We start from the raw sequence: 21394 nt of genomic DNA, 5'->3' as shown, positions 1-21394 counted from the left end.
CGCGACTGTCGACCCCATGCGAACCGACACCCCTCTCGGGGCTCCGCCCGAGACACCCCTGCAGACCTTGCCCGTGCGCGGGCCGGTGACGGTCGTGCGCGGCCGTCCGGTGCTGGACGTCGTCATCCCCGTCTACAACGAGGAAGCGGACCTCGAGCGGTGCGTACGACGGCTGCATGACCATCTGGCCCGCACCTTCCCGTACGGCTTCCGGATCACCATCGCCGACAACGCCAGCACGGACCGCACGCCCGACCTCGCGGCCTACCTGGACGAGAGCATCGAGGAGGTGACGGCGGTCCGGCTGGAGCAGAAGGGGCGCGGGCGGGCGCTGCGCACCGTGTGGTCGCTGTCCGAGGCGCCCGTGCTCGCCTATATGGACGTCGATCTCTCCACGGACCTCAAGGCGCTGCTGCCGCTGGTGGCCCCGCTGATCTCCGGGCATTCCGACCTGGCGATCGGATCGCGGCTCTCCCGCAGCTCACGGGTGGTGCGCGGGCCCAAGCGGGAGTTCATCTCGCGGGCGTACAACCTGATTCTGCGCGGCAGCCTGGCCGCCCGCTTCTCCGACGCCCAGTGCGGATTCAAAGCGATCCGTAAGGACGTCGCGGAACGGCTGCTGCCGCTGGTCGAGGACACCGGGTGGTTCTTCGACACCGAGATGCTGGTGCTGGCCGAGCGGGCCGGGCTGCGCATCCACGAGGTGCCGGTGGACTGGGTGGACGACCCCAACAGCACGGTCCACCTCGTGAAGACGGCCACGGAGGACCTCAAGGGCGTGTGGCGGGTGGGGCGTGCGCTGGCCACCGGCGCGCTGCCGCTGGACCGGGTGCGCCGTCCGTTCGGCGACGATCCGCGCGACCGGGAGCTGAGCGGGGTGCCGAAGGGCCTGGCCCGCCAGCTGGTCGGGTTCTGTGTGGTCGGCGCGCTGAGCACACTGGTCTATCTGCTGCTGTACTCCCTCTTCCGGATGGGCACTGGCCCGCAGGTGGCCAACGCGCTGGCGCTGCTGCTGTCGGCGCTCGGCAACACCGCGGCCAACCGGAGGCTCACCTTCGGCGTACGCGGCCGGGACCGCGCGATGCGCCATCAGGCCCAGGGGCTGGTCGTCTTCGGCATCGGCCTGGTGCTGACCAGTGGCTCCCTCGCCGCCCTGGACGCCGTTCCCGGCACCGCCTCGCACGGCACCGAACTGGCCGTGCTGATCGCGGCGAACCTCGCCGCCACCGTTCTGCGCTTCCTGCTCTTCCGGGCCTGGGTCTTCCCGTCGGACAGCGGGGCCACGACCGACCACGACCCGAGGACCGATCGATGACCACCTACGACTACGGCACCCGCGAAGCCGGGCCGCCGCCGACCCCCGCCGCCGATCCCCGGCCGGGGCCGCGGGCGCCCGGCGGCTCGCGCCTGGCGCGGGCCTGGAGAGGACGGCCGGAGGACCCGCGCTGGGCGCGGCCCGCCCTGTGGGCCCTGCTGGCCGCCACCACCGTGCTCTATCTGTGGAGCCTGGGCGCGTCCGGCTACGCCAACCAGTTCTACTCGGCCGCCGTGCAGGCGGGCGGCGAGAGCTGGAAGGCGTTCTTCTTCGGCTCCTCCGACGCCGCGAACTCCATCACCGTGGACAAGCCCCCGGCCGCGCTGTGGCCGATGGCCCTGTCGGTGCGGCTCTTCGGCCTCTCCTCCTGGGCGGTCCTCGCCCCCGAGGCGCTGATGGGCGTCGCGACGGTCGGGGTGCTGTACGCGGCCGTACGGCGCAGGTTCGGCGCGGCCGCCGGGCTTATCGCGGGCGCGGCGCTCGCGGTGACCCCGGTCGCGGCGCTGATGTTCCGCTTCAACAACCCCGACGCGCTGCTGTGCCTGCTGATGGTCTCGGCCGTCTACTGCGTGCTGCGCGCCCTGGAGGACGCGCGTACCAAGTGGCTGGTGCTGGCCGGGGTCTGCTTCGGCCTCGGCTTCCTCACCAAGACGCTCCAGGCGTGGCTGATCCTGCCGCCGCTCGCGGTGGTGTACGCGGTGTGCGCCCCGGCGAAGTTCGGCCGGCGGATCGGGCAGCTGCTGCTCGCGGGGCTCGCGATGGTGGTGTCCGGCGGCTGGTGGGTGGCGATCGTCGAGCTGTGGCCGGCGTCCTCGCGCCCGTACATCGGCGGTTCGCAGCACAACAGCTTCCTGGAGCTGACCTTCGGCTACAACGGTCTGGGCCGGATCAACGGCGATGAGACCGGCAGCGTCGGCGGGGGCGGTCCGGGCGGCGGTGGCGGTCCGGGTGGCGGTGGCGGTGGCGGCAGGTGGGGCGATACCGGGATCGACCGGCTCTTCGGCTCCGACATGGGCGGTCAGATCGCCTGGCTGCTGCCCGCGGCGTTCATCCTGCTGGCGGCGGGGATCTGGCTGACCTGGCGGGCGAAGCGCACCGACACCCGGCGCGCGGCCTTCCTGGTGTGGGGCGGGGCGCTGCTGATGACCTTCGCCACCTTCAGCTTCATGTCCGGGATCTTCCACCAGTACTACAACATCGCCCTGGCGCCCTATATCGCGGCGGTCGTGGGCATGGGCGCGGCCCTGCTGTGGGAGCGGCGGACCGAGGGCGGCCGGGCCGGGGCGGTGGCCTCGGCGGTGCTGGCCGTCACGGTCGCGGTCACCGTGTACATGTCGTACGTCCTGCTGGGGCGGTCGCCGGACTGGTACCCCTGGCTGCGCTGGGCGGTGCTGATCGGCGGGCTCGCGGCGGCGGCCGGGCTGCTGCTGACGGCGCGCCTGGGCCGGAGGGCGGCGCTGGCCGCGGCGGGCCTCGGCCTCGCGGCGGGGCTGGCCGGGCCGGTCGCGTACACGCTCAACACGGTGGACACCCCGAAGCACGGCTCCATCGTGACGGCCGGTCCGTCGGTGGCGGGCGGTATGGGCGGCCCCGGTGGCCGCTTCCCGGGCGGCGGCGGCCGGGGCGGTCCGCCGGGGATGCAGAACGGACGCCAGGGCGCGGGCCAGCAGGGGCAGGGCAACCAGGGTGGTCAGGGTCAGCAGGGTGGTCAGGGCCAGAAGGGTCAGGGTCAGGGCGGTACGCAGGGCATGCCGGGCGGTGGCACCGGCGGCGGTCAGCCGGGTGGTGGCCAGAACGGCTTCCCCGGCGGTGGCTTCCCGGGCGGCGGCCAGTCCCCGCGGAACGGCACCGGCAACGCCCAGGGCGGCCAGGGGCAGAACGGGCTGCCGGGCATGCTGCCCGGTGGCGGCATGGGCGAGGGCGGTCGCCGTGGCGGCGGCATGGGCGGACTGCTCGACGGTCAGCAGGTCGACGCCGACGTGGAGGCGAAGCTGGAGAAGAACGCCGACGACTACACCTGGGCGGCCGCGGCGATCGGCTCCCAGAACGCCGCGAGCTACCAACTCGCCACCGAGAAGCCCGTGATGGCCATCGGCGGCTTCAACGGCAGCGACCCGTCCCCGACGCTCGCCCAGTTCAAGGAGTATGTGAAGCAGGGCAGGATCCACTACTTCATCTCCTCGGGCACCGGTATGGGCGGCGGGCCGGGCGGCGGCCAGGGGACCTCGTCTCAGATCACCTCCTGGATCGAGGCCACCTACAAGAAGGTCACCGTGGGCAGCTCCACGCTCTATGACCTGACCCAGAAGGCGTCGACGTCCTCGAAGTCCTCCGACTGATTCCGACTGATTCCGGCTGACTCCGGCTGATTCCGGAGTCCCGTAGGTACGGGCCGGTGGTCGCGGGTTCAGCCCCGCGACCACCGGCCCGTACGCGTATGCGACCCGCGCACATAATTCGCTGTACGCCGTACAGCGCCACTTGTACGGTGTAAGACCCAGCACATCGTCATACACCGTAGAAGCCCCTGCCGGGAGTCCTCATGACGGTCTCGACCGCCGACGCCGCCTCCGCGCCACCCGATCAGTCCCAGGGTGGTCATCCCCAGCGCTGGCTGATCCTCGCCGTGATCTGCCTCGCCCAGCTCACCGTGTTGCTGGACAACACGATCCTCAATGTGGCGGTCCCCTCCCTGGCCAGGGAGATGGATGCCCACACGGCCGACATCCAGTGGATGATCAACGCCTATTCGCTGGTCCAGTCGGGGCTGCTGCTCACCGCGGGCAGCGCCGCCGACCGCTACGGGCGGAAGAAGCTGCTGGTCGCCGGGCTCGCCCTGTTCGGCATCGGCTCGTTCGCGGCGTCGATGGCACAGGACCCCGGCCAGCTGATCGCCGCCCGCGCGGGCATGGGGATCGGCGGGGCGCTGCTGATGACCACGACCCTCGCGGTCGTGGTGCAGGTCTTCGACGAGGGCGAACGGGCCAAGGCCATCGGGCTGTGGGGTGCGGTCAGCTCGCTCGGCTTCGCCGCGGGGCCGCTGATCGGCGGCTCGCTGCTGGAGCACTTCTGGTGGGGCTCGATCTTCCTGATCAATATCCCGGTGGCGCTGCTCGGGCTGGTGGCCGCGGTCTGGATGGTGCCGGAGTCGAAGGCGCCGACCAGCGACCGCCCCGATCTGCTCGGCGCGCTGCTGTCCACGGTCGGCATGACCGGCATCGTCTTCGCGATCATCTCCGGGCCGGAGCACGGCTGGACCTCCAGCCGGGTGCTGCTGTCCGCCTTCATCGGCATCACCGTGATGACCGGATTCGCGCTGTGGGAGCGTCATATCCCGTATCCGATGCTGGATATGCACTTCTTCCGCGACCGCCGGTTCGTGGGCGCGGTGGCGGGCGGCATCCTGGTGGCCTTCGGGATGGGCGGTTCGCTCTTCCTGCTCACCCAGCATCTGCAGTTCGTGCTCGGCTATGACGCGCTGGACGCGGGGCTGCGCACCGCGCCGCTCGCGCTGGTGATCGTCGCGCTCAACCTCACCGGTGTCGGCGCGCGGCTGCTGCCCAGACTCGGGACCCCGGTGACCATCGTCGGCGGGATGGGGCTGCTCGCGGCCGGTCTCGCCGCCATCGCGACGCTCGGTGCGCATGGCTATGGCGGGATGCTCCTCGGGCTGGTGGTGATGGGGGCCGGTATCGCGCTGGCCATGCCCGCGATGGCGAACGCCATCATGTCGGCCATCCCGCCGGAGAAGGCGGGGGTGGGCGCGGGGGTCAACGGCACGCTCACCGAATGCGGCAACGGGCTCGGCGTCGCCGTCCTCGGCGCCGTGCTCAACTCCCGCTTCGGCTCGCTGCTGCCCGCGGTCGCCACCGGAGCGGGCTCGCTTCCGGCCGCCCTCGCCGCGGCCCGTACCCCCGAGGACCGCGAGGCCGTCGCGGACGCCTTCGCCTCGGGTGTGGAGACCGGCCAGCTGGTCGGCGCGGCGGCCGTGCTGGCGGGTGGAGTGCTGGCCGCGCTGCTGCTCAGCAGGGCCGAACGATCTTCACAGGAGGCCCCGGCGGCATAGCATCTTCAGGTAGTGAGGTGCCGCGTGCCCGGTCCCGGGACATATGTGGCGCCGGCGCACCGGAGAAAGAGAGGCGCCGCCATGGCAATCGGCAGCCGCACCGCCCGCCCGCGGTCCAGTGTCTGGCTCTCCGAGCGCAAAGCCCCCAAGCGCAAGGGCGACCAGCAGCCCGTCGGGCTCGATCATCTGAAGATCGTCGCGGCGACGATGCGGCTGCTGGACGCCGAGGGTCTCTCGGGCTTCTCGATGCGACGGCTCGCGGCGGAGCTCGGGGTGACCGCCATGTCCGTCTACTGGTACGTGGAGACCAAGGACCATCTGCTCGAACTCGCCCTCGACGCGGCCATGGGCGAGATAGCGCTGCCCATTGAGGCCGTCGGCTCCATTGAGGCCGTCGGCTCCGTCGAAGCCGTCGGCTCCGTCGAGGGCCATGAGTACGCCCCGGCCGAGCCGCGGGACTGGCGTGAGCAGCTGCGCCAGGTCGCCTCCGAGTACCGGCGGGTGCTGGTGCGCCACCCCTGGCTGCCGGCGCTGCTGGGGGAGTACCTCAACATCGGGCCGAACGCGGTGGTCTTCAACAACGCCGCGCTGGCCGTGATGCGCAACAGCGGGCTGCCGGACGACAGGATCACCAGCGCACTCGCCCTCGTCTACCAGTTCGTCTACGGCTTCGGCACGATCGAGGGCCGCTTCGCCGCCCGCTGTCGGGCGGCGGGAGTCACCCAGGACGAGCTGTTCCACGAGATGATGGGCACGGTCGAGGACCGCATGGAGTTCGACGAGGCGCGGCAGATCATGGAGGCTCGCGGCGGCAGCACGGTGGAGGAGATGCAGGACCGCGACTTCACCTTCGCCCTGGACCTCGCGATCGCCGGTATCGAAACCCTGAGGGAGCGATAGCGCGCGGCGGCGGGCGGGTCAGGCCGTGGGGAGCTCCTCGCCCTGCACCGCCTGTATGTCCAGCTCCACCCGCAGGGTGGTGCCGATCGCCGCGATGCCCGCCGCGACCACCTGGTTGTAGTTCATCGCGAAGTCCTCGCGGCGCAGCTCGGCGACGGCCCGGAAGGCCGCCCGCACCCCGCCCCAGGGGTCGGGGCCCGTGCCCAGGTACGTCAGGTCCAGGTCCACGTCCCGGACCACGCCGTGCATCGACAGCTCGCCATGGACCGTCCAGCGGTCGGCCCCGGCCGCGCTCAGATGCGAGCTCCGGTACGTCAGCTCCGGGAACTCCTCCACATTGAGGAAGTCGGGCGACCTCAGATGGCCGTCCCGCATCGTGTTGCCGGTGTCGATGCTGGCGGCCCGCATGACCGCCTCGACGCGTGACTTCTCGATGTCCTCGGCGACCTCGATCCGCCCGCCGAACTCCGTGAACCGGCCGTGCACGCTGGAGATCCCCAGGTGCTGGGCGACCGCGGCCACCGTCGAATGCGCCGGGTCGATCGTCCACGCCCCGGGCGGCGGAAGCTCCACCCCGCCCTGGCGCGCCAGCACCACCGTGCCCACGTCGGCCCGCCCGGAGGCCGTGACGATCGCCGTGGACGCGACCGGGGCGTAGCCGACCGCGGTGGCGATGATCGTGTACGGCCCCGGCGGCAGCGGCTCGCCGATCCGCACGGCGCCGTCCGTGTCGGCCTGCGCGCGCAGCACCTGGGCGCCCGTCATATCGGTGACGGTCAGCACCGCGTGCTGGACCGCCCAACCGTCGCGGGTGTGGATCCGGGCCCGCAGTCCCGCTCCCCCGCCTGCTCCTGCTCCTGTGGTCGTCATGCCGCGTTTCGCTCCCGCTCGGGTGTCGCCGTGTTGCTCGTCCTGCTCGGCGTGTCGCTCTTGTCGCTCTTGTTGCTCGTGTCGCTCATATCGCCCGGCGCGCTGGTCGTGCCCGCCGTGCTGTCGTGCTGGTGGTACTCGTCGTGCTGGTCGTACTCGTCGTGTCTGTGCACCGGATCCGGGCGGCGGCGTCAGGCCGTCCCCTGCCTTCACTACACCGCCGCCGGGATCCGGGTTCCGGGTCCGGCCGAGAAATCCGCCGCCCGGGCCGGTCCCGGGGCGCGACTCCGCTCTTGCGCGCCCCGGGTCCGGGGTTTACGTCACTCGCCCGGGTGGGCGAGCTCCACATCGTGGCCGTCGACGCCGGGCCCGGAGACCGTCAGCGCCCCCGCGACCGGCGGGTAGCCGCTCGCGATGACCGTGTAGTCGCCCGCGTCCAGGTCGGTGAAGGCGTACGCGCCGTCCTCACCGGTGGTGGCGGTGGCGACCACGTTCCCGGCCGAGTCCACGAGGGTGACCCGCGCGTCGGGCAGCGGCCGCCGGTCGGCACCGGCCCGGACTATGCCCTGCACCTGGGCACCGGCCTGCAGCGCTATCTCCACCCGGGTCAGCCCCTGGGCCCCCACCTCGACGGGCAGGGCCGCGGGCCGGTAGCCCGGCGCGTTCACCGCGACCGTGAAGGTCCCGGAGACCAGCTCCTCGAAGCCGAAGTCGCCCTGCTCACCGGTCTTCCCGGTGGCCAGCACCTCACCGCGGACATCGGTGACCACGACCATCGCCGCGTCCACCGGCCGGCCGTCGGCGGCACCGCGCACGGTGCCCACCAGACCGCTGGTGGCCGACAGGACGATGTCGAAGCCGAGCGGCTCGTCCCCGACCACGACCGTGGACGCCTGCGGCTGGTGGCCGTCGGCCGCCGCGATCAGGACGTACGAGCCGGAGCCCGGCGCGTCCAGGGCGTACGAGCCGTCGGGGTGCGCCACCGAACGGCCCAGCTGCCGTCCGGCGAGGGAGATCAGCGTCACCGCGGCGCGGGCGACGGGGCCGCCCTCCGCGTTCCGCACGAAGCCGTGCACACCCTGCCGGGGCTGACGGTCCGCGCCGTCGCCCCCGGCGGAGGCGAAGGCCGTAAGGCGCTGCGGGGCGGTGGCCGGCCGCGGGGCGGTGGCCGCGAGGGCACCGTCGGAGTCCGGCGCGTGGATCTCGGCGGCCGGGGCGCCCACGAGCGCGGGCTCGAGGTCGGCGACCTGCCCGGTGGCGGCCGTGGCCACCACCGCGTCGGCCGGGACCGCGTCGGCGGCCGGGGCGTCCGAGGTGGCCGCGGCCGCCTGCTGGGAGCCGGAGTTGGTCTTCAGGGCGACCTCCTTGATGAACAGGGTCAGCAGCAGACCGAGGAACGCGGCCGGGGCGGCGAAGAGGAAGACGTCCCCGACACCGTGGCCGTAGGCGCTCTCCATGATCGTGCGCAGCGGTTCGGGCAGCGCCTTGACGTTGGGGATGCCCCCGCCGCCGGTGCCGCCGTGGCCCAGCGCGGCGCCCTTGGGGCCCAGGTCGGCCAGGCCGTCCTTGACGTAGTGGGTGACGCGGTTGGCGAGCACCGCGCCGAGCGCGGAGACGCCCACCGCACCGCCCAGGGAGCGGAAGAAGGTGACGACGGCGCTGGCCGCGCCGAGGTCCTGCGGGGCCACCTGGTTCTGGGTGGCCAGCACCAGGTTCTGCATCATCATGCCGACGCCGAGGCCCATGAGCGCCATGTAGATCGCCATGTGCCAGTACGGGGTGTCGTACCGGATGGTGCCCAGCAGCCCGAGACCCGCGGTCACCAGCACACCACCGATGACCAGCCAGGCCTTCCAGCGACCGGTCTTGGTGATGACCTGACCGGAAACGGTCGAGGAGATAAACAGGCCACCGATCATCGGGATGGTCATGACGCCGGACATCGTGGGCGTCTCGCCGCGCGCCAGCTGGAAGTACTGGCTGAAGAACACGGTGCCGGAGAACATCGCGATACCGACGAAGAGCGACGCCAGCGAGGCGAGGGTGATCGTCTTGTTGCGGAACAGCCGCAGCGGGATGATCGGCTCACTCGCCTTGGACTCGATCAGCAGGAAGAGCAGACCGAGCGCGATCGAACCGCCGACCATCGCGTAGGTCTGCCACGAGATCCAGTCGTACTTGTCGCCCGCGAAGGTGATCCAGATCAGCAGCAGCGAGACCGCGGCGCTGATGAAGAAGGCACCGCCCCAGTCGACCTTGACGTCCCGCTTCACCACGGGGAGCTTCAGGGTCTTCTGGAGGACGATCAGCGCGATGACGGCGAACGGCACGCCGACGTAGAAGCACCAGCGCCAGCCCAGCCAGTCGGTGTCGGTGATCACGCCGCCCAGCAGGGGACCGCCGACGGTCGCGACGGCGAAGGTCGCGCCGAGGTAGCCGCTGTAACGGCCGCGCTCACGCGGGGAGATCATCGCCGCCATGACGACCTGGGCGAGGGCGGACAGACCGCCGACGCCGATGCCCTGCACCACACGGCAGGCGATCAGCATGCCGGGGTTCTGCGACAGACCGGCCACCACGGAGCCGGCGACGTAGATCAGCAGGGCGATCTGGACCAGCAGCTTCTTGCTGAAGAGGTCGGAGAGCTTGCCCCACAGCGGGGTGGCGGCGGTCATGGCCAGCAGGGTGGCGGTGACGACCCAGGTGTAGGCGGACTGACCGCCGTGGAGATCGGAGATGATCTCGGGCAGCGCGTTGGAGACGATCGTCGACGACAGGATCGCGACGAACATCCCCAGCAGCAGCCCGGAGAGCGCCTCCATGATCTGCCGGTGGGTCATCGGCGTCGAGGAGTCCGCTTCGTGGCCGTGCTGGCCTCTGTGCCCTCCTCCGCCGTGCTTGGCGTGGGCGGGGTGCCCCGCGGGTCCCCGCACACCGCCGTCCGGTGTGGTCGTTGCCATGAAGTTCCTTAACGTTGCGAAGGTGTACGGGTGATGCTGGTCTCCGCCTGATGCGGCAGGGCCCGGGAACGGGTGTCCCCGAAACTCGACCGCAACCGGGCGAGAAGTTCATTGAGGCGGTCGACGTCCTCGTCGGACCAGTCGCTCAGACAGCTGGCGAGCGCGTCCGTGTAGCGCTCGGAGACCTGACCGAGCAGTGCTCGACCGCTGGGGTTGATGCTCAGCAGCCGCGACCGCCGGTCGAGCGGGTCGGGCTTGCGGTCCACCCAGCCGCGGTTCGCGACATGCGCCACGTGCCGGCTGGTCACCGACATGTCGATGTCGAGCAGCTCGGCGAGCTTGCCCATGCGCATTTCGCCGTAGCGGTCGAGGAGCATCAGGACGATGGCGGCGCCCGACGGGCAGTCGGCCGGCAGGGCGCGCCCGAGCCCGCGCTTGATGGTGCCGATGGCGCTGAGCTGCCGGGCCAGCTCCTCATAGTGGCGCTGTGTGGCCACGGCACCTCCCAGAGGGATTGATCAGAATGGTCAGTTGCTTAAGGCAACCATAGAAGAAGTTAGTTGCTACAGGCAAATGAAAGGACGGTCTGGGCGGTAAATTGCCGTTAAAGAGTCGTCCTGGAGTCGGTCAAGCGGGGCGGCTGAGGTGCAAGGGGCTGCTGAGACCCGGGGGTGTCCCGGAATCCGCTCGTTCGCTAGGGTCGTGGCTCATGGCGAACAACCCCCAGAGCCCCAACGGGAACCAGGACCCGTCCGGCTCCACCCAGATGTTCCGCGCCTTCGTCGACGAGGGCACTCGGCAGCCTCAGACGTCCACCGGATCGAGCGGCGGTTCGCGCGTCGGCCTGATCGTCGGTGTGATCGCGGCGGTCGTGATCGTCGCGGCGGTGGCCTGGCTGGCGCTGGGCTGAGTCCGCGAAGCCCTGACGCTCACCGCGAAGCCCATGATGCTTGCCGCGGGGGTCTGAGCTCCCGCGGGGAGCGCTGAGCTCCCGCGCCCCTTACGGCTGCCGGGCCGGCCTTACGGCTTCCAGCTGACCGAGATGTCCTGTGTCTCGATATGCATGCCCAGCGGCACCCGCCAGTCGTCCACGCACACCGTCCAGGTCTTCTCCTTCTTCTGGCCCGCGCCGATCGGCGCGGGCAGCTCTTCCTTGGACTCCAGCGTGGCCCAGTCGATGCCGAGCGCGTCGATCACATGCGTCCCGAAGGTGACGGTGCCCGAGGCGATCGGCGCTCCTCCGGTGTTGCGGAACTCGACCTTCACCTTCTCGCACCAGCGCTCATCGGTCGCCGTGCGCTCCGGCTTGCCGACCTTGAGAGCGGCCGGTCCGGTGGGCGGGGGGGTGCCGGAGGGGTCCGAGGAGCCCGAGCCCGGGCTGGAGGGCGAGGGCGCGCCGGGTCCGTCGCCGGTGGGTCCGTCGTCGCCCTTGGGGTCTTCGTCCGTACGTCCCGGGGCCCCGGAGCCGTTCTTCCCGCCGCCCGGGGCGTCCGAGCCGTCCGTACGGCCGGGGGCCTTCGCGGATGCCGAGGGCGACCGCGAGGCCGGTCCGTCCGTTCCGCCGTCCGTGGTGGCGGTGGGTCCGACCGCGCCCCGATCGCGCTTCCCGTCCGTGCCGCCCTTACCGTCGCGATCGTTGTCCGTGCCGTCCTCGTCCAGGGGTACGAGATCGACGTCGCCCTTGGGCGGCACGGCGTTCGCGGTCCGCTGGCCGTCGGGTCCGGCCGCTCCGGCGGCCACATAGCCGTCACCGCCACCGCCACCGCCACCGCCGCAGCCGCTGAGGAGTGCCCCCAGGCACAGCGCGGCCGCCGAGGAGGCGATTGCCGTGCCTCGGCGGCCCGTTGTCCGGCTCCATGCGTATCGCATCGGGCCAGTGTGGCTGACGACCCGTCAGGTGTACAGGGATCCGGCAGGGGACCGGCCAGTGGCGGCTCAGTCCGAGATCAGGCCCTCGCGCAGCTGGGCCAGGGTCCGGGTGAGCAGCCGGGAGACATGCATCTGGGAGATCCCGACCTCTTCGCCGATTTGCGACTGCGTCATATTGGCGAAGAAGCGCAGCATGATGATCTGGCGCTCGCGCGGCGGCAGTTTGGCCAGCAGGGGCTTGAGTGACTCGCGGTACTCCACGCCCTCCAGTGCGCTGTCCTCGTACCCGAGCCGGTCGGCGAGCGACCCCTCGCCGCCGTCGTCCTCGGGGGACGGGGAGTCCAGCGAGCTGGCCGTGTAGGCATTGCCCACGGCGAGCCCGTCGACCACGTCCTCCTCGGAGACGCCCAGCGCCGTGGCGAGCTCGGTGACGGTCGGGGAGCGGTCGAGCTTCTGTGACAGCTCGTCACTGGCCTTGGTGAGGGCCAGGCGCAGCTCCTGCAGCCGCCGTGGGACCCGCACCGACCAGCTGGTGTCGCGGAAGAACCGCTTGATCTCGCCCACGACGGTCGGCATGGCGAACGTCGGGAACTCCACGCCGCGTTCGCAGTCGAAGCGGTCGATCGCCTTGATCAGGCCGATGGTGCCGACCTGGACGATGTCCTCCATCGGCTCGTTACGGCTGCGGAACCGGGCCGCCGCGTAACGGACGAGCGGGAGGTTCAGCTCGATGAGGGTGTCACGGACGTAGCCGGCTTCCGCACTGTCCTTGTCGAGTGTGGCGAGCCGCAGGAAGAGGGAGCGGGAGAGGGTGCGGGTGTCGATGGCGTCGCAGTCGTCAGGCATGAGCGGTGCGTCGTTGTTGAGCACCTTCGAGCTGCCCAGTTCTACGGACATGCCACCCCCTAGAGGTCGCGGACGGATCCCAGCTGCGCGGTTCGCGTCCGACGCAGCCTCCCCCTGAATACCGGAGGTCGGGCCGCGGCAAACGCGGTTCCTGCAGAATGTCACATGTCGGCAACACGCTGTAGCGCCATGTCGACATTACAGCCTTGCAGTCCCGGGGTGGAGGTCCCTCGCAAGGATCAGGACTCGATCCGGTTTGCGGATCTCAGCCGGGCGAAGCTCCGGGACAGCAGCCGGGACACATGCATCTGGGAGACGCCGAGCTCGGCACTGATCTGAGATTGCGTCAGATTGCTGTAGTAACGGAGCAAAAGGATACGCTGCTCGCGCTCGGGCAGTTGTACGAGGAGGTGGCGCACCAGATCGCGGTGCTCGACTCCGGCGAGCGCGGGATCCTCGTAGCCGAGCCGGTCGACCAGTCCGGGCAGTCCGTCGCCCTCCTGGGCGGCCTCCAGGGAGGTGGCGTGATACGAGCGGCCCGCCTCGATGCAGGCCAGCACCTCCTCCTCGCTGAGCTTGAGCCGTTCGGCGATCTCGGCCGTCGTCGGGGAGCGGCCGTGCAGCACGGTCAGGTCCTCGGTCGCGCCGTTGACCTGCACCCATAGCTCGTGCAACCGGCGCGGGACATGGACGGTGCGGACGTTGTCGCGGAAGTAGCGCTTGATCTCACCGACGACGGTCGGCATGGCGAAGGTCGGGAACTGCACCCCGCGGTCCGGGTCGAACCGGTCGATCGCGTTGATCAGGCCGATGGTGCCGACCTGGATCACGTCCTCCATGGGCTCGTTGCGGCTGCGGAAGCGGGCCGCGGCGTAGCGGACCAGCGGCAGATTGGCCTCGATCAGCGCGGCGCGCACGCGGGCGTGCTCGGGGGTTCCGGGGGTGAGGCCCGAGATCTCGGCGAAGAGCACCTGGGTGAGCGCTCTGGCGTCAGCGCCGCGGCTTCTGCCGCTTTCGCTGCCGCCATCGCCCTGGGGCGGGGTTCTGGGCGCGGTACGGGCCGACACGGTCACGCCACCCCTTCACGATGTACTCACCCGGCAAAAGCGGTCATAGCATCACAAGACATGTGCACTGTGTGCAAGCACCGCTTTACCACGTGTTGGTGGAGGAATCGCCCGATAAGGGGCTAGGGGGAGTGAGGGTTCGGGGGCGGGAGCGGAAGGGGGCGAGGCTAGTTGGTCAGTTCCGTCATGAACTCGCCGACGCTCGTGGCGGCGTCCGATATGCCCTCGAAACCGACCTGGACAAGGTCGGCTGCCCGGGCCGGCGTCTTGATGATCGTGTACAGCACGAAGACGATCAGCATGTAGAGCGCGATTTTCTTCGCCTGGGCCATCTGTGCTGCCTCTCCCCGCTGTGCCCTCGTGCAGTTGCGAGAGTCTATCCACACCTCTGGCGCATCAGTCGTATCAGTCGGATGAACAGATCGGTGTTGTGGGGACACCCCTACGCCGCTGTGGGCACTGCGCTACATATGGGTGGATTCTGGAGGAAGAGGGGGCCAAGAGTGGTGCCGGAAGGAGCGGCGACGGCAGCGGCTCGCGCCGTCGGCGGAGGGAGCGGAGATGCGTGTCGGTGTGCTGACCGGCGGCGGTGACTGCCCCGGGCTCAACGCCGCGATCCGCGGCATCGTCCGGAAGGGCGTGGAGGTCCACGGCTTCGAGTTCGTCGGGGTGCGGGACGGCTGGCGCGGCGCGCTCGAAGGGGCCATCGTGCCGCTGGACGTCCCGGCCGTGCGCGGCATCCTGCCGCGCGGCGGCACCATCCTCGGCTCCTCCCGGACCAACCCCCTGGCCGGCGAGGACGGGGTGGACCGGGTGCGGGAGACGCTCGCCGAGTACGAGGTGGACGCGCTCGTCGCGATCGGCGGCGAGGACACGCTGGGGGTCGCCGCGGCGCTGGCGGGCGAGGGCATCCAGGTGGTCGGGGTGCCCAAGACGATCGACAACGATGTGGCGGGCACCGACTACACCTTCGGCTTCGACACCGCCGTCAATATCGCCACCGAGGCGATCGACCGGCTGCACACCACCGCCGAATCCCACACCCGCACCCTGGTGGTGGAGGTCATGGGACGGCACTCCGGCTGGATCGCCCTCCACTCGGGCATCGCGGGCGGTGCCAACGTCATCCTGATCCCCGAGCAGCCCTTCGACATCGACCAGGTCTGCGCCTGGGTGGAGAACCGCTTCACGATCAGATACGCGCCGATCGTGGTGGTGGCGGAGGGGGCCGTGCCGAAGGAGGGCCAGATGGTGGTCAAGGACTCCAGCCTGGACGAGTTCGGCCATGTCCGGCTGTCCGGTATCGGCGAGTGGCTGTCCCATGAGATCGCCGATCACACCGGTAAGGAGGCCCGCACCACGGTCCTGGGCCACATCCAGCGCGGTGGGACGCCCAGCGCCTTCGACCGCTGGCTGGCCACCCGCTTCGGGCTGCGCGCGATCGACACGGTCAAGGACCGGGACTTCGGCACGATGGTGGCGCTGCGCGGCACGGACATCGTGCGGATACCGCTCGCGGAGGCCACGGTGGGCACCAAGGGCGTCGATCCCGCGCTGTACGCGGAATTCGGGGTGTTCTTCGGCTGAGCGCCTGCGGGATGCGGGATGCGGGCTCGGGGCGGGGATGCGGGCTCCGGCGCGCGGGAGGGGGCCCAGGGCTCTGGCGGGCCGGGGAGGGCGGGCTCAGGGCCCGGGGTGCGGTACGACCGTCACCGGGCAGTGGGCGTGGTGCAGCACGGCATGGGCCACCGGCCCCAGCCGCAGCTGGGTGGGCCGGGTGGCCGTACGGCGCCCGATCACCAGCAGCCCGGCCCGCTCCGAGGCTCTGACCAGCGCCTCCGCCGGGTTGAGCAGAACGACGTCCGGCACCACGGTGACCTCGGGGCAGCCCTCCCGCCACGGCCGCAGGGCGTCGGAGACCACCTGGCTCTCCTGGTCCTCCCACATCGCGCGGTCCTCCTCCAGCACCGTGAGCATCCAGGCCGACGGGGAGGCCGGGGGCAGCGCCCACGCGTGCACCACCCGCAGCGGGACGCCCCGCTCCTGGGCGGCGCGGAACGCGAAGGCGGTCGGCGCCTCCGCCGGGGCGTGCGCGTCGAAGCCGAGCTGCACCTCGTCCGCGTCCGTACCGTCCCACCCGGCGCCCGTACGGCGCTCATCCGGCACCGTGACGACGGGGCAGTCCGCCATCGCCGCCACCCGCAGCGCCACGGAGCCCACCGCCAGCCCCTCGAAGCCGCCCCAGCCCCGGGCCCCGACCACCAGCAGCCCGGCGCTCGCGGCGGCCGTGAGCAGCGCCTCGGCCGGTTCGGCGGCGGTGTGCTCCCCGTCGATCCCGAGCTCCGGAAGGCGCGCCCGGAAGTCGGCCACCGTCTGCCCGAGCATCTGCTCGCCCACGTTCTGCCAGGCGTCCACCCCGGGCACCGGCGAGACCCTGCGCGGCAGCGGCGGGCAGGCGTGCACGAGGCGCAGCGCGACCCCGCGCCGCGCCGCCTCCCGCGCGGCCCACTCGGCCGCCGTAAGGCTGCGCCGGGAGCCGTCGACTCCCGCCACGACAGGGCCGCTCATCCGGTCCTCCTCGGCTGCCGTCCGTCACCCCGGTCCGTCACCCCGGTCTGGAACTCCGGTCCGTATCTCCTGTCCGTTCCGCTGCCAACTGGAGCGCGTCCGTTTAGTCTAGATACGCGACGAAGATCCGACATGGTCGGAGGATTCGCCGCGCACAGACCGCGAGGGGTAGTGACCGCCCCCGGTCCGGGTGCACCCCGGATCGGGGGCGGTTCTGCGAGCGGCGACGGGCAAACCCGGCCCAAGTCCCCCAAAGGTGGGGTGAGATGTCAAGGTTTCGGGGGAAGCGAGGGTGTGCGGAGCGAGCGCAGGATGGGGGGCGAGGTAAGGGAAGGAGAGGGAAATGCGCTCGATCTCATGGCACCTCACCTCGCGTCGTTCAGCATTCGTCGTCGGTTTCGTCGTCGTGGTCGCCGTCGTGGTGGTCCTTGGGATGGTCTCCTCCTCCGAAAAGGCATCCGGGGAAGCCTCCAAAGAGGCGCCCGGCGAAGCCCCCGGATACGCCTCGACGGTCGAATACCGGCGGGAACCTGTCGGTAAGACCTCGGTCCCCGCGTTCACCTCCTCCGCGGGCCGGGATCGCAAACACGTGGTCTCGCCGTCCAACGGAGGCCGTGCCTTCCGTGGCGACACCCCCGGTCTCTACGCCGGGGCCCGGAACCGGCAGCCCTGCGAGCGGCAAGGGCTGCTCCATGACCTCGACGCCGACAAGAAGAAGGGCGCCGCCTGGAGCAAGGTCCAGCACATCTCGCCCGACGGCATCCCCGATTTCGTCAACCGGCTCACGAGCGTCACCCTGCGCTCCGACACCTACGCGAAGACCTACGGCTACCGCGGTGGGGTGAAGCCGGTGTCCGCCGTTCTCCAGGCCGGAACGGCGGTTTTCGTCGATGAGCGCGGTCTGCCCGTCGTGAAGTGCGACTCCGGAAATCCAGTAAAGGTCTCGGCACCGCCGCGCAACGCCAAGCCGACCTTCACCGGGCCCGAGTGGAACGGTTTCTCCAAGAGCACGGTGACCGTCATCCGGCCGGCCACGAAGAACGCCAAGCACCTCGTCCTGGTGGGGATCGGCAAGGCCGAGCTGCTGAAGCGGCCGCTCGGTGACGGCGACGGCAGCGGCGACCCGCGGGACACGGTGCTGGCCCGCGCCGACTACCCCTCGTTCCTGGCGATGCCGGGCGAGCAGCACGCCCCGAAGCTGCGGGAGGCGCCGAAGGTCACCATGAAGCCGTCGGACCGGTTCACCCCGCTGGAGACCGAGCGCCCGTCCGGGACCCCCTCGCAGCAGTCGCAGCCCTCCGACGAGCCGACGGACCCGAACCAGCAGCAGCCGCAGGACCAGCCCTCGGACCCGGGCCAGCAGCAACCCCAGGACCAGCCGCAGGATCAGCCGTCGGACCCCGCGCAGCAGCAACCCCAGGATCAGCCCTCGGACCCGGGCCAGCAGCAGCCGCAGGACCAGCCCCAGCAGCAGCCGCCGCCGCAGCCCCCTCCGAACCAGCCCCCGCCCAATCAGCCGCCCCCGAACCAGCCCCCGCCGAACCCGCCTCCGCCGCCCCAGCCCCCTCCGAACCAGCCCCCGCCCAACCAACCGCCGCCCAACCAACCGCCCCCGAACCAGCCCCCGCCCCAGCAGCCCCAGCCCGACCCCAACCAGCAACAGCCCCCGCAGCAGCCGCCCCCGTCCGGCCCCTGACGGGACCGGCCCCGGCGCAACCCCGGACCGGTACAACACCCGCGCACACAAAGACGTAGGGCCCGGCTCGCGATGAGCCGGGCCCTACGTTCTTCGAGCGGTAGCGGTGGGATTTGAACCCACGGAGGAGTTGCCCCCTCACGCGCTTTCGAGGCGCGCTCCTTCGGCCGCTCGGACACGCTACCGAGAGAGAGCCTAGCGGACGGGTGGCCGGGAACCGAAATCGGTTCCGGGACCGGCCCGTGCGGCGGGGCTCAAGGGGGCGCTCAAGGGGGCTCAGGGCTTGCGGAAGAAGGCGGTCAGGGGGGCCGCGCACGCCTCCGCCAGGACGCCCGCGATGACCTCGGGCCGGTGGTTGAGGCGGCGGTCGCGGACCACGTCCCAGAGGGAGCCGACCGCGCCGGCCTTCTCGTCCACGGCGCCGTAGACCAGCCGGTTCAGCCGGGACAGGACGATCGCGCCGGCGCACATCGTGCACGGCTCCAGGGTGACCACCAGGGTGCAGCCGGTCAGCCGCCAGCCGCCGAGGTGGTGGGCGGCGGCTCGGAGGGCGAGGACCTCGGCGTGGGCAGTGGGGTCGCCGTGGGCCTCGCGCTCGTTGCGGCCGCGGCCGAGTACCGAGCCGTCCGGGCCCAGCACGACGGCGCCGACCGGCACATCTCCCGTCTCGGGTGCCCGTACCGCCTCCTCCAGCGCCAGGCGCATCGGTTCGCGCCAGGGGTCGCGCAGGGGGTCGGGGTCGGGGCCGGGCAGGAGGCCGGTCAGCGGATCGGTCATGACTTCAGTGTGCGGCGGTCAGCGCACCGCCTCCAGCCCCTCCATGCTGCATCCGAGCATCTCGGCGATCGATTCGAGGGCGTCCCCGTCGAGGGCCTTCAGCTCCTTCTCGTCCATGCCGAGGTCGGCCAGGATGTCGGCGTCGCCGAGCGGGCCGATCGGGACCGGGGCGTCGTCCGCGTCCTCGTCGTCCCGGTCCGGCTCGCCGTCCTCGGTGCCGTCCAGGTCGACCAGGCTGTCCAGATCGTCGTCGGGGTCCCGGCCGAGCAGCTCGTCGGTGAGCATCGAGCCGTACGAGGTGCGGGCGGCCGCTGCCGCGTCCGATACGTAGATGTGCGGGTCGTCCTCGCCGTCCACACGGACGACGCCGAACCACGCGTCTTCGTGCTCGATGAAGGCCAATACCGTGTCGTCGTCCTTGGAGGCCAGACGGGCCAGTTCGATCAAGTCCGTCAAGGTTTCCACGTCATCGAGCTCTGTGTCGCTCGCTTCCCACCCTTCTGCGGTGCGCGCGAGCAATGCGGCGAAGTACACCGTGACTCTCCCACTGGTCATAGGCGTGCCGGGGGCGGGCGGGACAGTGTCCCGCCCCAATCGGAATCGTGGCAGAAACCGTCGCTTCGCGAGAGGTCTTCCACGCTGCGTCGTGCACCAGTCCAAAGAGATGTGGCTCACGCGGACGGAATCGAAACGCGCGGAAACCGGCTCCGGCGGTTCGGCGGAAGCTCAACAGAGCTCACCGGAGCTCACCAGGAGAACGTCCGCATGTGTATCGCCCGGCGCATCCGGGCCGCGCGGGCCAGCCGGGGACGCACCTGGTTCCGTACCGCCCGGGCCTCGTTCAGCGCGCGCAGGAAGCGGTCGCGACGGCGGCGGCGGTCCGCGGCGGTTTCCCTCGCGGTCGCGTCGGCCATGGTCACTCACTCCTCGGGGCTGAGGTATCGCCCGGTGGGAGCCCGAGCGCTGTTGCCCACTTTCCCCCGAATCCGAAGTTTGATGCCCGTACGGCGGCAGACGGTCGAGCGCGGGGAGGCGCACCAGGGCGTCACCGGCGGGAGCCGGGCTCCGGGGGCTCGGTTAGTGTCGTCGCCATGCGGATCCACGTCGTCGACCACCCGCTGGTGGCGCACAAACTCACCACGCTGCGCGACAAGCGCACCGACTCCCCCACCTTCCGGCGGCTCGCCGACGAGCTGGTGACCCTGCTCGCGTACGAGGCCACGCGCGATGTGCGCACCGAGCAGGTCGACATCGAGACCCCGGTGACGGCCACGACCGGGGTACGGCTGTCCCATCCGCGCCCCATGGTCGTGCCGATTCTGCGGGCCGGTCTCGGGATGCTCGACGGCATGGTGCGGCTGCTGCCCACCGCCGAGGTCGGCTTCCTGGGCATGATCCGCGACGAGGAGACGCTCCAGGCGTCCACCTACGCCACCCGGATGCCCGAGGACCTCTCCGGCCGTCAGGTCTACGTCCTGGACCCGATGCTCGCCACCGGCGGGACGCTCGTCGCGGCGATCAGGGAGCTGATATCGCGGGGCGCCGACGATGTGACCGCGCTGTGTCTGCTGGCGGCGCCCCAGGGCGTCGAGCTCATGGAGCGCGAGCTCGCCGGGGCGCCGGTGACGGTGGTCACCGCGTCCGTCGACGAGCGGCTCAACGAGCAGGGGTACATCGTGCCGGGGCTCGGCGACGCGGGCGACCGGATGTACGGAACCGCGGGCTGAGCCCCACCCGACTCATGACCGGCAGGGCGATCCGGAGGGCGCGGGTGAGGGCTTGGCCAGGGCGGCGAGCGCCTTGTCGGCGTCCTTCTGCCCGACCAGGTCCTTGAAGTCGTTGCCGATGATCAGGTCGATGTCCTTGCCGTCGCGCGCGTCGTTCTTGGTCTGGGCGTCGGCGAGCTGCGTGCCGAGCACATTGAAGGCCCCGTCGCCGGCGCCGGGCGCGCCGAGCAGTATCCCGGTGGCCTTGACCTTCTTGTCGTACTGGGTCGGGGCGTTGCCCACCTTCCCGATCTTGAAGCCGCGCTTCTCCAACTCCTTGGCGGTGTCCTTGGCGAGGCCGGAGCGCGTGGTCGCGTTGTAGACGTTGACCGTGATCTGGGCGGGCTTCGGGAGCTTCCCGCCCGTACGGCCGTGCTGACCGCCCTGGCCGCCCTGGCCGCTGTCGGACCGGCCTGACTTGGCGTTCTCGTCGGGGTGCTTGTCGCCGCGCTCGCAGTCCCCGGTGCCGTGCGCCGCGCGGACCTTCTGACCGCCGCTGTCGCCGGAGAAGACGTCGATGAGCTGAAGTGTTCCCCACCCGACCAGGCCGAGCGCCAGAACCGAGCCGAAGGCGGTGAACATCAGCCGCCGGCGGTTCCGGGGCCGGCTCATCCGCGGGTAGCGATCGCCCGTGATGCGGTACTTTCCGCCCATGCCGGGAGGGGTCAGCATGCTCATGTGCGCAGCGTAGTGC

At 71.1% G+C, this 21394-nt stretch carries 21 protein-coding genes and 1 tRNA gene; 8 read left to right on the top strand and 14 right to left on the bottom strand.

Translation table 11 applies throughout. The features are described from left to right. Positions 1-16 precede the first annotated feature (16 nt). The 4 genes from JK364_RS39280 to JK364_RS39265 all read left to right on the top strand — a co-directional run bounded on the left by JK364_RS39280 (position 17) and on the right by JK364_RS39265 (position 6281). The gene (locus JK364_RS39280) at positions 17-1315 is read left to right on the top strand and encodes a bifunctional glycosyltransferase family 2/GtrA family protein (RefSeq protein ID WP_201856187.1); all 1299 of its coding nucleotides are present in this window, start codon (positions 17-19) and stop codon (positions 1313-1315) included. Beyond that, positions 1312-3654, top strand: coding sequence for an ArnT family glycosyltransferase (locus JK364_RS39275; RefSeq protein ID WP_201856186.1), 2343 nt, complete (start codon positions 1312-1314; stop codon positions 3652-3654). Before JK364_RS39280 ends, JK364_RS39275 begins: the two co-directional genes overlap by 4 nt. A gap of 203 nt (positions 3655-3857) precedes the next feature. After that, positions 3858-5381, top strand: a complete 1524-nt coding sequence (locus JK364_RS39270; RefSeq protein WP_201856185.1) for an MFS transporter — start codon at positions 3858-3860, stop codon at positions 5379-5381. 81 nt (positions 5382-5462) lie between these two features. Continuing rightward, a complete protein-coding gene (locus tag JK364_RS39265) occupies positions 5463-6281 on the top strand; it encodes a TetR/AcrR family transcriptional regulator (protein ID WP_201856184.1) in 819 nt (272 codons plus the stop codon). A gap of 18 nt (positions 6282-6299) precedes the next feature. Here the strand turns inward: JK364_RS39265 and JK364_RS39260 are convergent, their stop codons facing one another. The 4 genes from JK364_RS39260 to JK364_RS39245 all read right to left on the bottom strand — a co-directional run bounded on the left by JK364_RS39260 (position 6300) and on the right by JK364_RS39245 (position 10608). Further along, positions 6300-7151, bottom strand: a complete 852-nt coding sequence (locus JK364_RS39260; protein WP_201856183.1) for a YceI family protein — start codon at positions 7149-7151, stop codon at positions 6300-6302. Further along, positions 7148-7324 (bottom strand): hypothetical protein, encoded by a 177-nt coding sequence (locus JK364_RS39255; protein WP_201856182.1) that lies wholly within the window; start codon positions 7322-7324, stop codon positions 7148-7150. Before JK364_RS39255 ends, JK364_RS39260 begins: the two co-directional genes overlap by 4 nt. Positions 7325-7471: 147 nt before the next feature. Continuing rightward, positions 7472-9991: an MFS transporter gene (locus JK364_RS39250; protein WP_504942443.1), complete on the bottom strand. Its 2520-nt coding sequence runs from the start codon at positions 9989-9991 to the stop codon at positions 7472-7474. Positions 9992-10119: 128 nt separating this feature from the next. Then, complete coding sequence (locus JK364_RS39245) at positions 10120-10608, bottom strand: MarR family winged helix-turn-helix transcriptional regulator (RefSeq protein ID WP_201856180.1); 489 nt, start codon at positions 10606-10608, stop codon at positions 10120-10122. Positions 10609-10820: 212 nt separating this feature from the next. On the opposite strand from JK364_RS39245, the gene JK364_RS39240 reads away from it, so the two are divergent. Then, positions 10821-11021, top strand: coding sequence for a hypothetical protein (locus tag JK364_RS39240; RefSeq protein WP_201856179.1), 201 nt, complete (start codon positions 10821-10823; stop codon positions 11019-11021). A 110-nt stretch (positions 11022-11131) separates the two neighbouring features. Here the strand turns inward: JK364_RS39240 and JK364_RS39235 are convergent, their stop codons facing one another. The 4 genes from JK364_RS39235 to JK364_RS39220 form a co-directional block, all read right to left on the bottom strand. Then, positions 11132-11980, bottom strand: a complete 849-nt coding sequence (locus JK364_RS39235) for a hypothetical protein (protein WP_201856178.1) — start codon at positions 11978-11980, stop codon at positions 11132-11134. Between the two features lie 66 nt (positions 11981-12046). Next, positions 12047-12877 (bottom strand): RNA polymerase sigma factor SigF, encoded by an 831-nt coding sequence (locus JK364_RS39230; protein WP_020870119.1) that lies wholly within the window; start codon positions 12875-12877, stop codon positions 12047-12049. A 188-nt stretch (positions 12878-13065) separates the two neighbouring features. Next, a complete protein-coding gene (locus tag JK364_RS39225) occupies positions 13066-13899 on the bottom strand; it encodes an RNA polymerase sigma factor SigF (protein WP_201856177.1) in 834 nt (277 codons plus the stop codon). 161 nt (positions 13900-14060) lie between these two features. Then, the gene (locus JK364_RS39220) at positions 14061-14225 is read right to left on the bottom strand and encodes a hypothetical protein (protein ID WP_201856176.1); all 165 of its coding nucleotides are present in this window, start codon (positions 14223-14225) and stop codon (positions 14061-14063) included. Positions 14226-14454: 229 nt separating this feature from the next. Here JK364_RS39220 and JK364_RS39215 point away from each other — a divergent pair, with 229 nt between their 5' ends. Then, positions 14455-15480 carry a 6-phosphofructokinase gene (locus tag JK364_RS39215; protein ID WP_201856175.1) on the top strand — a complete coding sequence of 342 codons (1026 nt, stop codon included), beginning with the start codon at positions 14455-14457 and terminating at the stop codon, positions 15478-15480. Between the two features lie 96 nt (positions 15481-15576). On the opposite strand, the gene JK364_RS39210 is transcribed toward JK364_RS39215, so the two are convergent. Beyond that, positions 15577-16461, bottom strand: coding sequence for a universal stress protein (locus JK364_RS39210; protein ID WP_201856174.1), 885 nt, complete (start codon positions 16459-16461; stop codon positions 15577-15579). A 343-nt stretch (positions 16462-16804) separates the two neighbouring features. Here JK364_RS39210 and JK364_RS39205 point away from each other — a divergent pair, with 343 nt between their 5' ends. After that, the gene (locus tag JK364_RS39205) at positions 16805-18157 is read left to right on the top strand and encodes a DUF6777 domain-containing protein (protein ID WP_201856173.1); all 1353 of its coding nucleotides are present in this window, start codon (positions 16805-16807) and stop codon (positions 18155-18157) included. A 98-nt stretch (positions 18158-18255) separates the two neighbouring features. On the opposite strand, the gene JK364_RS39200 is transcribed toward JK364_RS39205, so the two are convergent. The 4 genes from JK364_RS39200 to JK364_RS39185 form a co-directional block, all read right to left on the bottom strand. Beyond that, positions 18256-18342 (bottom strand) — tRNA-Ser (locus JK364_RS39200). Between the two features lie 91 nt (positions 18343-18433). Next, a complete protein-coding gene (tadA, locus tag JK364_RS39195) occupies positions 18434-18934 on the bottom strand; it encodes a tRNA adenosine(34) deaminase TadA (RefSeq protein WP_201856172.1) in 501 nt (166 codons plus the stop codon). A gap of 18 nt (positions 18935-18952) precedes the next feature. Beyond that, complete coding sequence (locus JK364_RS39190; RefSeq protein ID WP_165556255.1) at positions 18953-19489, bottom strand: tRNA adenosine deaminase-associated protein; 537 nt, start codon at positions 19487-19489, stop codon at positions 18953-18955. 191 nt (positions 19490-19680) lie between these two features. Beyond that, positions 19681-19848, bottom strand: coding sequence for a hypothetical protein (locus JK364_RS39185; protein WP_201856171.1), 168 nt, complete (start codon positions 19846-19848; stop codon positions 19681-19683). 177 nt (positions 19849-20025) lie between these two features. Here JK364_RS39185 and upp point away from each other — a divergent pair, with 177 nt between their 5' ends. After that, positions 20026-20661, top strand: a complete 636-nt coding sequence (upp, locus tag JK364_RS39180) for a uracil phosphoribosyltransferase (protein ID WP_201856170.1) — start codon at positions 20026-20028, stop codon at positions 20659-20661. 12 nt (positions 20662-20673) lie between these two features. On the opposite strand, the gene JK364_RS39175 is transcribed toward upp, so the two are convergent. After that, positions 20674-21378, bottom strand: a complete 705-nt coding sequence (locus tag JK364_RS39175; RefSeq protein WP_201856169.1) for a LytR C-terminal domain-containing protein — start codon at positions 21376-21378, stop codon at positions 20674-20676. Between the last annotated feature and the right edge of the window lie 16 nt (positions 21379-21394).

This window comes from Streptomyces endocoffeicus, from assembly GCF_016741935.1.
Lineage (GTDB): Bacteria > Actinomycetota > Actinomycetes > Streptomycetales > Streptomycetaceae > Streptomyces > Streptomyces endocoffeicus.
This window is presented reverse-complemented; position numbering and strand designations above follow the sequence as displayed.

Bases quoted from the DNA above. Each gene is read 5' to 3' on its own strand.
- JK364_RS39265 (WP_201856184.1), top strand. From the start codon at position 5,463: ATGGCAATCGGCAGCCGCACCGCCCGCCCGCGGTCCAGTGTCTGGCTC.
- JK364_RS39220 (WP_201856176.1), bottom strand. From the start codon at position 14,225: ATGGCCCAGGCGAAGAAAATCGCGCTCTACATGCTGATCGTCTTCGTG.
- upp (WP_201856170.1), top strand. From the start codon at position 20,026: ATGCGGATCCACGTCGTCGACCACCCGCTGGTGGCGCACAAACTCACC.
- JK364_RS39235 (WP_201856178.1), bottom strand. From the start codon at position 11,980: ATGCGATACGCATGGAGCCGGACAACGGGCCGCCGAGGCACGGCAATC.
- JK364_RS39205 (WP_201856173.1), top strand. From the start codon at position 16,805: ATGCGCTCGATCTCATGGCACCTCACCTCGCGTCGTTCAGCATTCGTC.
- JK364_RS39260 (WP_201856183.1), bottom strand. From the start codon at position 7,151: ATGACGACCACAGGAGCAGGAGCAGGCGGGGGAGCGGGACTGCGGGCC.
- JK364_RS39215 (WP_201856175.1), top strand. From the start codon at position 14,455: ATGCGTGTCGGTGTGCTGACCGGCGGCGGTGACTGCCCCGGGCTCAAC.
- JK364_RS39230 (WP_020870119.1), bottom strand. From the start codon at position 12,877: ATGTCCGTAGAACTGGGCAGCTCGAAGGTGCTCAACAACGACGCACCG.
- JK364_RS39240 (WP_201856179.1), top strand. From the start codon at position 10,821: ATGGCGAACAACCCCCAGAGCCCCAACGGGAACCAGGACCCGTCCGGC.
- JK364_RS39275 (WP_201856186.1), top strand. From the start codon at position 1,312: ATGACCACCTACGACTACGGCACCCGCGAAGCCGGGCCGCCGCCGACC.
- JK364_RS39270 (WP_201856185.1), top strand. From the start codon at position 3,858: ATGACGGTCTCGACCGCCGACGCCGCCTCCGCGCCACCCGATCAGTCC.
- tadA (WP_201856172.1), bottom strand. From the start codon at position 18,934: ATGACCGATCCGCTGACCGGCCTCCTGCCCGGCCCCGACCCCGACCCC.
- JK364_RS39175 (WP_201856169.1), bottom strand. From the start codon at position 21,378: ATGAGCATGCTGACCCCTCCCGGCATGGGCGGAAAGTACCGCATCACG.
- JK364_RS39280 (WP_201856187.1), top strand. From the start codon at position 17: ATGCGAACCGACACCCCTCTCGGGGCTCCGCCCGAGACACCCCTGCAG.
- JK364_RS39190 (WP_165556255.1), bottom strand. From the start codon at position 19,489: ATGACCAGTGGGAGAGTCACGGTGTACTTCGCCGCATTGCTCGCGCGC.
- JK364_RS39210 (WP_201856174.1), bottom strand. From the start codon at position 16,461: ATGAGCGGCCCTGTCGTGGCGGGAGTCGACGGCTCCCGGCGCAGCCTT.
- JK364_RS39185 (WP_201856171.1), bottom strand. From the start codon at position 19,848: ATGGCCGACGCGACCGCGAGGGAAACCGCCGCGGACCGCCGCCGCCGT.
- JK364_RS39250 (WP_504942443.1), bottom strand. From the start codon at position 9,991: ATGACCCACCGGCAGATCATGGAGGCGCTCTCCGGGCTGCTGCTGGGG.